The sequence below is a fragment of the Pseudomonas sp. GM18 genome, assembly GCF_000282195.1.
Taxonomy (GTDB): Bacteria; Pseudomonadota; Gammaproteobacteria; order Pseudomonadales; family Pseudomonadaceae; genus Aquipseudomonas.
Map to the genome: position 1 here is coordinate 82,422 of NZ_AKJT01000095.1, position 12,999 is coordinate 95,420.

At 60.1% G+C, this 12,999-nt stretch carries 12 protein-coding genes; 7 read left to right on the forward strand and 5 right to left on the reverse strand.

The features are described from left to right. Positions 1–239: 239 nt before the first annotated feature. From PMI21_RS04520 to PMI21_RS04490, 7 genes are all read left to right on the forward strand, one after another. A complete protein-coding gene (locus PMI21_RS04520; RefSeq protein ID WP_007941049.1) occupies positions 240–905 on the forward strand; it encodes an amino acid ABC transporter permease in 666 nt (221 codons plus the stop codon). Beyond that, complete coding sequence (locus PMI21_RS04515; RefSeq protein ID WP_007941050.1) at positions 886–1,545, forward strand: amino acid ABC transporter permease; 660 nt, start codon at positions 886–888, stop codon at positions 1,543–1,545. The genes PMI21_RS04520 and PMI21_RS04515 overlap by 20 nt, the downstream gene beginning before the upstream one ends. After that, positions 1,542–2,324, forward strand: a complete 783-nt coding sequence (locus PMI21_RS04510) for an amino acid ABC transporter ATP-binding protein (RefSeq protein WP_007941051.1) — start codon at positions 1,542–1,544, stop codon at positions 2,322–2,324. The genes PMI21_RS04515 and PMI21_RS04510 overlap by 4 nt, the downstream gene beginning before the upstream one ends. Next, the gene (locus PMI21_RS04505) at positions 2,321–3,202 is read left to right on the forward strand and encodes a transporter substrate-binding domain-containing protein (RefSeq protein WP_007941052.1); all 882 of its coding nucleotides are present in this window, start codon (positions 2,321–2,323) and stop codon (positions 3,200–3,202) included. The genes PMI21_RS04510 and PMI21_RS04505 overlap by 4 nt, the downstream gene beginning before the upstream one ends. 150 nt (positions 3,203–3,352) lie before the next feature. After that, entirely contained in the window at positions 3,353–4,456 is a 1,104-nt protein-coding gene (locus PMI21_RS04500; protein ID WP_007941053.1) for an efflux RND transporter periplasmic adaptor subunit, read from the forward strand. Beyond that, positions 4,453–5,520 (forward strand): efflux RND transporter periplasmic adaptor subunit, encoded by a 1,068-nt coding sequence (locus PMI21_RS04495; protein ID WP_007941054.1) that lies wholly within the window; start codon positions 4,453–4,455, stop codon positions 5,518–5,520. The genes PMI21_RS04500 and PMI21_RS04495 overlap by 4 nt, the downstream gene beginning before the upstream one ends. Then, a complete protein-coding gene (locus PMI21_RS04490; RefSeq protein ID WP_007941056.1) occupies positions 5,517–8,570 on the forward strand; it encodes an efflux RND transporter permease subunit in 3,054 nt (1,017 codons plus the stop codon). Before PMI21_RS04495 ends, PMI21_RS04490 begins: the two co-directional genes overlap by 4 nt. Positions 8,571–8,608: 38 nt before the next feature. On the opposite strand, the gene PMI21_RS04485 is transcribed toward PMI21_RS04490, so the two are convergent. The 5 genes from PMI21_RS04485 to PMI21_RS04465 form a co-directional block, all read right to left on the reverse strand. Continuing rightward, positions 8,609–9,238, reverse strand: coding sequence for a class I SAM-dependent methyltransferase (locus tag PMI21_RS04485; RefSeq protein ID WP_007941057.1), 630 nt, complete (start codon positions 9,236–9,238; stop codon positions 8,609–8,611). A gap of 146 nt (positions 9,239–9,384) precedes the next feature. Then, the gene (locus PMI21_RS04480) at positions 9,385–9,741 is read right to left on the reverse strand and encodes a DUF6124 family protein (RefSeq protein WP_007941058.1); all 357 of its coding nucleotides are present in this window, start codon (positions 9,739–9,741) and stop codon (positions 9,385–9,387) included. Between the two features lie 561 nt (positions 9,742–10,302). Then, positions 10,303–10,947 (reverse strand): methionine ABC transporter permease, encoded by a 645-nt coding sequence (locus PMI21_RS04475; RefSeq protein ID WP_007941060.1) that lies wholly within the window; start codon positions 10,945–10,947, stop codon positions 10,303–10,305. Further along, on the reverse strand, positions 10,937–12,058 hold the full coding sequence (locus PMI21_RS04470; protein WP_007941062.1) for a methionine ABC transporter ATP-binding protein: 1,122 nt from the start codon (positions 12,056–12,058) through the stop codon (positions 10,937–10,939). Before PMI21_RS04470 ends, PMI21_RS04475 begins: the two co-directional genes overlap by 11 nt. 2 nt (positions 12,059–12,060) lie before the next feature. Then, positions 12,061–12,870 carry a MetQ/NlpA family ABC transporter substrate-binding protein gene (locus PMI21_RS04465; protein WP_007941064.1) on the reverse strand — a complete coding sequence of 270 codons (810 nt, stop codon included), beginning with the start codon at positions 12,868–12,870 and terminating at the stop codon, positions 12,061–12,063. Positions 12,871–12,999 lie beyond the last annotated feature (129 nt).

The window sequence follows — 12,999 nt, forward strand, 5'->3', positions numbered from 1 at the left end:
AAGCTGCATGTCCTTGGAGGGGGATCTTGAAAAAAAGATCCTTCCTACAGCGCAAAGGAAAATAGCCGTCTTCCGCTGCCGTCGCAAATCCGCAGGATAGTTTTTTGCGTGATATCAATATGCTTTAACGGTATTTAAATTCCTCTTTTTATACCATTAAAGTCGGTGCCTGCCGGGTGGTTATCCACTGCCCATGGACTGCGCCATCGTCGCTTATCGAGCGGCGTACAGGATGTTCAATGACCTTCGATTACGCATTTATCCTCAGCACTCTGCCGGCGTTTCTCAAAGCCGTTGGCGTGACGCTGCAGGTCGGCTTCATCGCCATCGGCACTTCATTGCTGGTGGCGCTGATCAACGCGACGATTCTGGTGTTTCGCACGCCTTACCTGCAGCGCCTGGTCGGGCTGTATGTGGAGTTAGCGCGCAACACGCCATTGCTGATCCAGTTGTTTTTCGTCTACTTCGCCTTGCCGGCCCTGGGCATCAAAGTCTCGGGCTTCGCCGCGGCGATCATCACCATGACCTTTCTCGGCGGCGCTTACCTCACCGAAGTGCTGCGTGCCGGTGTAGATGCGGTGCCCCAGGCGCAACTTGAGTCCGGTCGTTCAATCGGCTTGTCCCACGGGCAATTGCTGCGCTACGTGATCTTGCCGCAGGCCGGCATTCTCAGCCTGCCATCGTTGTTCGCCAATTTCATTTTCCTGCTCAAGGAGACCACCGTGGTCTCGGCGGTGGCGGTGCCGGAGATTCTCTACACCACCAAGAGTTACATCGCGCTCTATTACAAAACCTACGAAATGCTCGCCGTGCTGACGCTGATCTGCGTGTTGCTGTTTTTGCCGTTGTCGCTGCTGCTCAGCCGTCTGGAAAGGAGGCTCCAGCATGGCCAGTTCGGGTCTTGAGTTGCTCATGGTGTCGTTGCCGCAACTGGGCAAGGGCGCTGCGCAAACCTTGTCGATTTCTTTCCTGGGCATCGCCTTCAGCACCGTTGGCGGCGTGCTCTACGGCGTGTTGCGCACGCTGAATTCGAAGTGGCTGAACATCATTTTGCGGGTCTATCTGGAATTGTTCCGGGCGATCCCGGTGCTGGTCTGGCTGTATTTGCTGTTCTTCGGCCTGCCGATTTTCTTCGGCTTGAGCATTCCGAGCTTCTGGTGCGCGGTGCTGGTGTTGTCGCTGTGGGGTGCCAGCGAAGTCGGCGAGGTGGTGCGCGGCGCCTTACATTCATTGCCCCGTGGGCAGCGTGAGGCGGGGTTGTCGATTGGCTTGAACGGCCCGCAACTCTACGGCTACGTGCTGCTGCCCCAGGCGCTGAAGCGCATGACGCCCCCAACCATCAACGTCTACACGCGGATCATCAAGACCAGCTCTCTGGCGGTGCTGATCGGCGTGGTGGACGTGATCAAGGTCGGCCAGCAGATCATCGAGCGCACCTACGAATCGGTATTGATCTATGGCGCGCTGTTTCTGTTTTTCTTTTTCATCTGCTACCCGCTGTCGGCCGCTTCCCGCGTGCTGGAGCGGCGCTGGACGCAAGCATGAGCGCATTGATCGAGTTCAAGGGTTTCAACAAGTTTTTCGGTGAGCAGCAGGTGCTCAACGGCATCGACCTGAAGGTGCAACCGGGCGAAGTGATCGTCATCCTCGGCCCCAGCGGCTGTGGCAAAAGCACCTTGCTGCGCTGCCTCAACGGCCTGGAAGTCGCCCACGGCGGCAGCTTGAATTTTGCCGGGCGCGAGCTGCTGGACAAGGGCACCGACTGGCGTGAAGTGCGTCAGCAGATCGGCATGGTATTCCAGAGTTATCACCTGTTTCCGCACATGAGCGTGCTCGATAACGTGCTGCTTGGCCCGGTGAAAGTGCAGAAGCGCGACCGCCGCGAAGCCCGTGCCCAGGCCGAAGCCTTGCTGGAGCGCGTAGGCCTGTTGGACAAGCGCGACGCGTTCCCGCGTCAGCTCTCCGGTGGTCAGCAGCAACGCATCGCCATCGTCCGTTCGCTGTGCATGAATCCCAAAGTCATGCTCTTTGACGAAGTCACCGCCGCCCTCGACCCGGAGATGGTCAAGGAGGTACTCGAAGTGATTCAGGGCCTGGCCCGCGAGGGCATGACCTTATTGATTGTCACCCACGAAATGGCCTTCGCCCGCGCGGTGGCCGACCGCATTGTGTTCATGGACGCCGGGCGCATCCTTGAGCAACACCCTCCCGAGATTTTCTTTACGAACCCGCAAACCGCACGAGCGCAGCAGTTCCTGGAGAAGTTCTCCTTCGTCGCCGCTTTACCTAAAACGACCCAAATAAAGGAATTGGAACTGCCATGAAAACTGCCAAGTCTTCTCTGCTGCTACTCCCGCTGTTCGGCCTGGCGCTGCTGGCCGGCTGCAACAAAACCGAAGAACCGGCCAAGCCGAAAGTCGCCAGCGTCAGCACTGCACCGGCCGGTTATCTGGAAAAAATCAAAGCCCGGGACAAGCTGATTGTCGGCGTGTTCACCGACAAACCGCCGTTCGGTTTTGTCGATGAAGCCGGACGCTATGTGGGGTTCGATACCGACATTGGTCGCCAATTCGCCAAGGATCTGTTGGGCGATGAAAACAAAGTCGAGTTCGTGGCGGTGGAGCCGGCGAGCCGGATTCCGTTCCTGCAAAGCGACAAGGTCGACCTGATCCTGGCAAACATGACCGTTACCCCGGAGCGCAAGGAAGCAGTGGATTTCACCAACCCGAACCTCAAGGTGGCGGTGCAGGCGCTGGTGCCGCAGGCCAGTTCGGTGAAGAACCTTGATGACCTGGCGACCCGCACCACCATCGTGACGACGGGCACCACGGCGGATGTCTGGCTAACCAAGAACCATCCGGACTGGAAACTGCTGAAGTTCGAGAAGAACTCCGAGTCCCTGCAAGCCCTGGCCAACGGTCGCGGCGATGCTTATGCGCAGGACAATCTGGTGCTGTTCAGCTGGGCCAAGCAGAACCCGGGCTACCGTGTACTGGAACAGAAGTTGGGCGCCGAAGCGCCGATCGCCCCGGCGGTGAAGAAGGGCAACATCGAACTGCGCGATTGGGTGAATGCGGAGTTGGCGAAGCTGGGCGAGGAGAAGTACCTGCTCAAGCTGTACGACCAATACGTGCGTAAAGAACTGAGCGACGACACCCGGCCTGAGAGCGTGATTGTCGAGGGTGGGAAGTGGCAGGGGTGAGTCTCTAACCTGTTCGCGATTGATCGTTCCCACGCAGAGCATGGGAGCGATCAATGGAGTTATAAGGATCGCTCGTGCAGACGTGGAACCCTGTTCTAAGCTCACAGTCGTATCGTCACTGGCACGTTCGTACGACGCAAAGGAGTCTGCATGGCGGGTCCCGGATTGAAATTAATGGTTGGCCTGAGCCTCTTTGCCTTGCTGACTGCCTGTGGCGAAAAAAAACCGGTCGAGAAGGACCGTCCGCGAGTCTTCGTGCAAGAGGTCAAGCCAACCGATTACGCCGCCGCGGTGACACTCACCGGCGACGTCCAGGCGCGAGTCCAGACCGAGTTGTCGTTTCGCGTGGGCGGCAAGATCATCCAGCGCATGGTCGACGTCGGTGATCGGGTTTCAGCCAAACAAGTGCTGGCCAGGCTCGACCCTAAAGACCTGCAAACCAATGTCGATTCGGCCCAGGCCCAGGTCGTGGCCGAACAGGCGCGGGTCAAACAAACCGCCGCAGCCTTCGTTCGCCAGGAAAAACTCCTGCCCAAGGGCTACACCAGCCAGAGCGAATACGACTCCGCCCAAGCCGCCTTGCGCAGCAGTCAGAGCGCGTTGACCGCCGCTCAAGCGCAATTGGCCAACGCCCGCGATCAACTGAGCTACACCGCGTTGATTGCCGATGCACCGGGCGTGATTACCGCGCGTCAGGCCGAAGTCGGCCAGGTGGTACAAGCCACGGTGCCGATTTTCAGCCTGGCCCGGGATGGCGAGCGTGACGCGGTGTTTAACGTTTACGAATCGCTGCTGGCGGAGCCACCGTCGGATAGATCGATTGTGGTCAGCCTGCTCGACAACCCGAAAATCAAAACCACAGGCACCGTTCGCGAAGTCACGCCGGCGGTGTCCGCGCAGACCGGCACGGTGCAAGTCAAAGTCAGCCTCGACAGCCTTCCTGAAGGCATGCAACTCGGGTCGGTGGTGAGCGCCACGGCCAAGCCAGTGGGTAAAACCGCAGTGGAACTGCCCTGGGCGGCCCTGACCAAAAACCTCAGCGACCCGGCCGTGTGGCTGGTGGACGCCGAGGGCAAGGCGCAGTTGCACTCGGTCACCGTTGGCCGTTACCTGACCGGCAAGGTCATTGTCAGCACCGGCCTCACCGGTGGCGAAAAAGTCGTCACCGCGGGTGGTCAGTTACTGCACCCGGGCGTGCGGGTGGAGGTCGTCGAAAATACCTACGAGACACCAACGACAGGAGCCCAACCATGAAGCGCCTGTTGCTGTTGTTCGCCGCTGTGCTGCTGGGCGCCTGTTCCAAGGAAGAAGCACCGCCAGAACCGGTTCGGCCGGTGTTGTCTGTTGAGGTGCAAGCGCTCAATCAAGAAAACCTCGGCCGGTTCGCTGGCAGCATTCAGGCCCGTTACGAAAGCAACGTCGGGTTCCGGGTGCCGGGGCGTATCGCCAGCCGTAACGTCGATGTCGGCGCCGAAGTGCAGAAGGGCGCGTTGCTCGCCACCCTTGACCCCACCGATCAGCAGAACCAGTTGCGCTCGGCTCAAGGGGATCTGGCGCGTGTCCAGGCGCAGCTTATCAATGCTCAGGCCAATGCCCGGCGTCAGCAGGAGTTGTTCAATCGCGGGGTCGGCGCCCAGGCACAACTGGATATCGCCCAGACCGACCTGAAAACCACCCAGGCGTCCCTCGATCAAGCCAGGGCCGCGGTCAATCAGGCGCAGGACCAACTCAACTACGTCGAACTGCGCACTGATCACAAAGCCATTGTCACCGCGTGGAGCGCCGAAGCCGGGCAAGTGGTAACGGCCGGCCAACAGGTGGTGACCCTGGCGCAGCCGGACATCAAGGAAGCGGTGATCGACTTGCCCGACACCCTGGTCGATCAGTTGCCGGCCGACGTGGTGTTCCAGGTCGCCTCGCAACTGGACCCGAGCATCACCAGCACGGCGATCGTGCGCGAAATCGAACCCCAGGCCCAAAGCGCGACCCGTACCCGTCGCGCCCGCCTGAGCCTGACCGATACGCCGCCCGGTTTTCACCTCGGCACGGCGATCAGTGTGACCCTCAGCTCCGCGATCAAGCCTCGCCTCGAACTGCCGGTGAGCGCGTTGCAAGAGGTCGATGGGAAAACGCGAATCTGGGTCATCGACCCGCAGACGCAAACCGTTGCGCCGCGGGAGGTCAGCGTGATCAGCCGGACTGATGCCACGGTAGTCCTGGCCAACGGCGTGAAGTCTGGCGAGCGGGTGGTCAGTGCCGGTGTGAACAGCCTCAAACCGGGGCAGAAAGTGAAAATTGACGAGGACAGCCCGCGATGAAAGGGAGTTTCAACTTATCCGAATGGGCCCTCAAGCATCAGTCGTTTGTCTGGTATTTGATGTTCGTCGCGCTGTTGATGGGCGTGTTCTCGTACCTGAACCTGGGGCGCGAAGAAGACCCGTCGTTCACCATCAAAACCATGGTGATCCAGACCCGCTGGCCCGGCGCGACCCAGGAAGAAACCCTCAAGCAGGTCACTGACCGGATCGAGAAAAAACTCGAAGAACTCGACTCGCTCGATTACGTGAAAAGCTACACCCGCCCCGGCGAATCGACGGTCTTCGTGAACCTGCTCGACACTACCAGCGCCAAGGACATTCCGCAGATCTGGTATCAGGTGCGCAAGAAGATCAACGACATCCGCGGCGACTTCCCGCAAGGCCTGCAAGGGCCGGGTTTCAACGATGAGTTCGGCGACGTATTCGGTTCGGTGTACGCGTTTACCGCCGACGGCCTGTCGATGCGTCAGTTGCGCGATTACGTAGAACAGGTGCGTGCCGAAATCCGTGAAGTGCCAGGGTTGGGCAAGGTCGAGATGATCGGCGAGCAGGATGAAGTGCTGTACCTGAACTTCTCCACCCGCAAACTCGCTGCTCTCGGCATCGATCAGCGCCAGGTGGTGCAGAGCCTGCAATCACAGAATGCCGTGACCCCGGCGGGTGTGATCGAGGCCGGCCCAGAGCGGATTTCGGTGCGGACCTCGGGGCAGTTTGCTTCTGAGAAAGACCTGGCCAACGTCAACCTGAAGCTCAACGACCGCTTCTACCGCCTCGCCGATATTGCCGACATCAGCCGTGGCTACGTCGATCCGGCCACCCCGGAGTTTCGCTTCAACGGCCAGCCGGCCATCGGCCTGGCAATCGCCATGAAAAAGGGCGGCAACATTCAGGACTTCGGCAAGGCGCTGCACCTGCGCATGAACGAGCTGACGGCGGACCTGCCGGTGGGCGTTGGCGTGCACAACGTTTCCGATCAGGCCGAAGTGGTGAAAGAAGCCGTCGGCGGCTTCACCAGTGCGTTGTTCGAGGCCGTGGTGATCGTGCTGATCGTCAGCTTCGTCAGCCTTGGCGTGCGCGCCGGGCTGGTGGTGGCGTGTTCGATTCCGTTGGTGCTGGCCATGGTTTTCCTTTTCATGGAATACAGCGGCATCACCATGCAGCGGATTTCCCTCGGTGCGCTGATCATCGCCCTCGGCCTGCTGGTGGACGACGCGATGATCACGGTGGAGATGATGGTCACGCGCCTGGAAATGGGCGAAACCAAAGAACAGGCGGCGACCTTCGCCTACACCTCGACGGCGTTCCCGATGCTCACCGGCACGCTGGTCACCGTCGCCGGTTTCGTGCCGATCGGTTTGAACGCGAGCTCCGCCGGTGAGTACACCTTCACGCTGTTTGCGGTGATCGCGGTGGCCATGCTGGTGTCGTGGATCGTCGCCGTGCTGTTCGCCCCGGTACTCGGTGTGCATATTCTGAGCAGCAATGTGAAACCCCACGACGCAGAGCCAGGGCGCATCGGTCGGGCATTCAATGGTGGCCTGCTGTGGGCCATGCGCAATCGCTGGTGGGCTATCGGCATTACCGTGGCGCTGTTCGTGCTCTCGGTGTTCTCCATGCAGTTCGTGCAGAACCAGTTCTTCCCGTCCTCGGACCGCCCGGAAATCCTCGTCGACCTGAACCTGCCACAAAACGCCTCGATCGCCGAAACTCGCAAAGCCGTGGACAAGCTCGAAGCGACGCTCAAGGGCGACCCGGACATCGTGCGCTGGAGCACCTACATCGGCGAGGGTGCGATCCGTTTCTACCTGCCTCTCGACCAGCAATTGCAGAACCCGTACTACGCGCAACTGGTGATCGTCAGCAAAGGCCTGGAGTCCCGCACGGCGCTGACTGCTCGTTTGCAAAAGCGCCTGCGTGAAGAGTTCGTCGGCATCGGCAGTTACGTTCAGGCCCTGGAAATGGGCCCGCCGGTGGGGCGTCCGATTCAATACCGGGTCAGCGGTAAAGACATCGATCAGGTGCGCAAACACGCAATCGCCCTGGCTACTGAACTGGATAAAAACCCGCATATCGGCGAGATCATTTACGACTGGAACGAGCCGGGCAAAGTGCTGCGCATCGACATCGCGCAAGACAAGGCGCGGCAACTGGGGCTGTCGTCGGAAGACGTGGCGAACCTGATGAACAGCATCGTCGTCGGCTCGCCGGTGACGCAGGTCGATGACGATATCTACCTGATCGACGTGGTCGGCCGCGCTGAAGATGCCGAGCGCGGTAGCCCGGAAACCTTGCAGAACTTGCAGATCGTCACCCCCGGCGGCACGTCGATTCCGCTGCTGGCGTTTGCCACGGTGCGCTACGAGTTGGAGCAGCCGCTGGTGTGGCGTCGTGATCGTAAACCGACCATTACCATCAAGGCCGCGGTGCGCGATGAGATTCAGCCGACTGACCTGGTGCAACAGCTGCAACCGGACATCGACAAGTTCGCCGCCGGTTTGCCGGTGGGCTACAAAGTCGCCACTGGCGGCACGGTGGAGGAAAGCGGCAAGGCCCAGGGGCCGATTGCCAAGGTGGTGCCGTTGATGCTGTTTTTGATGGCGACCTTCCTGATGATCCAGTTGCACAGCGTGCAGAAGCTGTTCCTGGTGGCCAGCGTCGCGCCGCTGGGCTTGATCGGCGTGGTGCTGGCGCTGATCCCGACGGGCACGCCCATGGGCTTCGTGGCGATTCTCGGGATTCTGGCGCTGATCGGCATCATCATCCGCAACTCGGTGATTCTGGTGACCCAGATCGATTCTTTCGAGAAGAGCGGTTATACGCCGTGGGACGCGGTGGTGCAGGCCACGGAACATCGACGCCGCCCGATTTTGTTGACGGCGGCGGCAGCGAGCATGGGGATGATCCCGATTGCCCGGGAAGTGTTCTGGGGGCCGATGGCCTACGCGATGATTGGCGGGATCATCATTGCGACGTTGCTGACGCTGCTGTTTTTGCCGGCGCTGTATGTGGCCTGGTACAAGGTTCAGGAGCCGAAGAGACAAGCGCAGTAACTGATCGTTCCCACGCTCCGCGTGGGAACGATCAACGATCAGTCGACTCGACGCCAAACGCTGGCCAACCAAGGCTGCTGTTCCCGTGGCAGCCCCGCCGGCCGGTAGTAATGTTCCAGCTCTACAAACCCCGCTTCAGTCAGCATTTCCCGCCACACCTGAAGATCGTAATACGCCCCATACCGCGGCCCGTTCCAGCCCTCCTGATTCTCACCGCGCGGATTGGAACTGAACAACACACCGCCCGGCTTCAACGCCTCGCGCAGTTGCTTCAACACCCGCGGCAATTCCTGGCTCGGCACATGAAACAGCACCGCGTTGGCAAAAATCCCGTCAAACCGCTCGGCCGGCAGATCGAGTTTCAGGAAGTCCTGCTGCCAGACCTCGCAACCGCTGTCGTCCCGGGCCATCTGCGCAAGCTTTTCCGAACCGTCGAGCCCGACGGCGATGTGGCCCATGCGGGTGAAGGTTTTCAGGTCGCGGCCAGGGCCGCAGCCAAAGTCGAGAATGCTGAAAGGCGCCTCGCCCTGAATGTGCCGCAACAGGGCATCGATGTTCTGGCTGACATCGTGATCGCGAGTGCCTTCACGGAAGTCTTCGGCCACCGCGTTGTAATGGCCCAGGGTGGTGGAGGTGATCTGCTCCAGGTCGGCGGGAGTCTGTTTCATGGTCGGCTGCGCAGAAAAAAGAAAGAAGCACAGACTATAAGCGCTTTCACGCTTTAAAAGATCGCAGCCTGCGGCAGCTCCTACGGGAGCGGCACATGGCGCGGTTCTGTAGGAGCTGCCGAAGGCTGCGATCTTTTGATCTTGACTCAGCTCTGCTTCATCCCCAGACATTCGATGGACCGATCAACCATCGCCTTGGCGATCTCCAGCAAATGCCAAATGGAAAATACCAATGCCCTGTCGGAGCCTTTGAGGTGGTCACCACACTGATAAGCCGTGGCCGACGCACAGCGCAGCAGATCCGCCACATAGAGCTGGGCGTCTTCGAAGCTCACGTCTTTGCTGACGTTGTAGAAACGCAGTTCATCCGGGGCCGAAGGTTGCTTGCCGGTGAGGTGGAAATCGATTGCACGGTAAAGCGCGGAACGGTCCTTGAGGAGGTCGTCGGTGAAGGCTTTGTTGGAGGATGTTTCTGGGGGTGGATCGGGGATGGATCTTTCCATGAGTGTTGCTCCTATTGCTGCATGGGAGCCGTCACTTTTCGCCTACTAAACGATGGGGTGGCGGCTGTACGCAGGTTAGTAGGCCGGTCAATAGGAAAACCGGTGCACCCGAAGGTGCCCCACGCACAGCCACCATATTCAGCATCCGACAAAAAGTGCCAGACATGAGCATGAACCGCTATGCGCCTATTGATCCGGGCTACTAAACCCGATCACTGATGAGCAGTGACGAACCGAGACTAGCCACGAGATTCCGTCGGCGCAAGCGAGCGGAATGATCTAGGAAATGTCCTGCAAATGAAAGGGATCGGGCCTGCTGGCACCCTGATTTTCCTGTGCGAAAACTTCCCCTTCGGCGAGGGGATTGTCTTAATGCCAGTCAGTTAAGCCGTAACGCGATCTGTAGCAGCTGGCGAAGCCTGCGTTCGGCTGCGAAGCAGTCGTAAAATCAGAGTTCGCGGTGTTTCAGGAAGACTGTGCAAGCAGGATTTACGACTGCTTCGCAGCCGAACGCAGGCTTCGCCAGCTGCTACAAGGTGAGCGTCGCGGCTGCTATCTCGATCAGCGCTTGTTGAGTCCACGCGCCAACCGATCCCCACCCAACTGAATCACCGCCACCAACACCACCAGCAACACAATCACCGTCAACATGATCTGGCTATCAAACCGCTGATACCCATACCGATAAGCAATGTCCCCCAACCCGCCAGCGCCAATCGCCCCGGCCATGGCCGATGAGTTGATCATGGTCACCAACGTAATCGTGAATCCACCGACAATCCCCGGCAGCGCCTCGGGCAGCAGCACATGCCAGACGATATGCCAGCGCCGGCAGCCCATCGCCTGCGCCGCTTCAATCAACCCATGGTCGACTTCCCGCAGGCTGACTTCGGCGATACGCGCGAAGAACGGCGTGGCGGCGATGGTCAGCGGAACTACGGCGGCCCATACGCCATAGGTGGTGCCGACGATCAAGCGGGTGAACGGAATCAACGCCACCATCAAAATCAAAAACGGAATCGAGCGGAACAGGTTCACGAACGCGCCCAGTGCGCGGTTCAGTGCCGGTGCTTCGTAGATCCCGCCCTTGGCGCTGGTGACCAGAATCACCGCCAAAGGAATGCCCACCAACAGCGCGATCAGCGACGAGACGCCGACCATCAGGAAGGTGTCGATGAAACCTTGCAGCAACCGATCAAACCACATAACCCAGCACCTCTACCTGTTGCGCCCAATGACCGGCGCGCTGACGCAATTCCTCGGCACCGAGGGACGAACCGGTCACCGCCAGCAGCAATTGCCCCAGCGCATGGCCCTGAATCCGCTCTACGCCTCCTTGCAGCAAGCGCACGCGGCCACCGAGGGCGCTGAACAGCGCCGCCAGGTCTGGCTCGTCACGTGTGCTGCCGGTGAATTGCAAGCGCAGCACCACGGCGGCGTCTGAAGACTGTGGCTGTGCCCGCAAGCGGCTTTGCAGTTCTTCCGGCAAACCGTGTTGCAGCGGTGCGAGCAAGGTCTTGCTGACCTCATGCTGCGGGTTGCCGAAGACTTCCCAGACCGGCCCTTGCTCGACGATTCGCCCGTGCTCCAACACCACGACCCGATCACAGATATCGCGGATCACCGCCATCTCGTGGGTGATCAGCACGATGGTCAGGCCCAGGCGCTGATTGATCTCGCGCAACAGGCCGAGGATCGATTGGGTGGTCTCCGGATCAAGGGCTGAAGTGGCCTCGTCGCACAGCAGAATTTCCGGGTCATGCACCAACGCACGGGCGATGCCGACACGTTGTTTCTGCCCGCCGGAAAGCTGCGCCGGATAAGCCTTGTGCTTGCCTTGCAGGCCGACCAGTTCCAGCAATTCACGGACCTTCTGCTCGCGTTTTTCCTTGGGCACACCGGCGACTTTCAGCGGCAACTCGACGTTCTGCCAAACCGTCTTGGCCGACATCAAATTGAAGTGCTGGAAGATCATGCCGATCCGTCGGCGCAGCGCCACCAGGCGGTCTTCATCGAACTCGCCGATGTCCACCTGATCGATCAATATTCGCCCGCTGCTCGGTTGTTCGAGGCGGTTGATGGTGCGGATCAGCGACGACTTGCCGGCACCGCTGCGCCCGATGATGCCGAACACTTCGCCGCGCTGGATCGCCAGGTCAATGCCGTGCAGAGCCGCCACCGGACCTTGCTGGCCGTTGTAGGTTTTGCCCAGGCCGATGAAGCGTACGTGGGCGCGGTTCAGCTCGGGGTGCAACTCGGTACGTTCAGCACTTGGTGGCTCTGGAATCTCCAGTCGCCGTTGGATGGCGGCCGTCATGCTCAGCTTTCCCAACCGGCTTGATAGAGCTTGCCGTGGGTCTTATCCAGCGCTGCGCGAACCGCTGGCGAGTGCTGATAGATGTCGACGAATTTGATCAGGCGCGGGTCGGTTTTACTTTTCGGCTGGATCACGAACTGGATCACGTATTCCTTGTGATCGAGACCGTCGAACAGCAGCGCGGAGCTGGCATCGAAGGTTTTCGACAGGCGAATGTAGGCCGGGTAACCCTGGACCAGATCGGCGTCGTCATAGGCGCGTACCAGTTGCACGGCTTCGACCTGGAGGATTTTGATTTTCTTCGGGCTGGCGATGATGTCTTCTTCAGTCGCCTTGTAGCCAACGCCCGGTTTGAGCGTGATCAGGCCGGCCTTGGCCAGCAGTTGCAGGCCGCGGCCGCTGTTGATCGGGTCGTTGGCGATGGCCACGCTGGCACCTTCTGGCAACGCATCGAAACTTTTGTATTTCTTCGAGTAGAGACCGACGTTGTTGATGATGCCGGGGGCGAACGGCACCAGGTCAAAACCGGCGGCGGCCTTGGCGTTTTCCAGGAACGGGATGTGCTGGAAATAGTTCACATCGATATCGCCCGAGGCGAGGCTCACGTTGGGGGCGATCCAGTCGCTGAATTCCACCAGTTCGACTTTCAGGCCTTGTTTGTTGGCTTCTTCTACGGCGGCCTCCAGGGGAATGGCGAAGGCGGCGGTGGTGCCGACCTTCAGCGGCGCGTCGGCGGCGAAGGTGATGGAGCTGAAGAGGCCGAGGGCCAGGGCCAGTGCTTTGACTGGGTGGGTTAAGAGTTTTTTGGTCATGAGATGTCTTCCAGTCAGTTAAGGGCGATCGTTCCCACGCTCCGCGTGGGAATGCCTCAACGGACGCTCCGCGTCCGCTCTTGGGACGCGGAGCGTCCCGGGCTGCATTCCCACGCGGAGCGTGGGAAC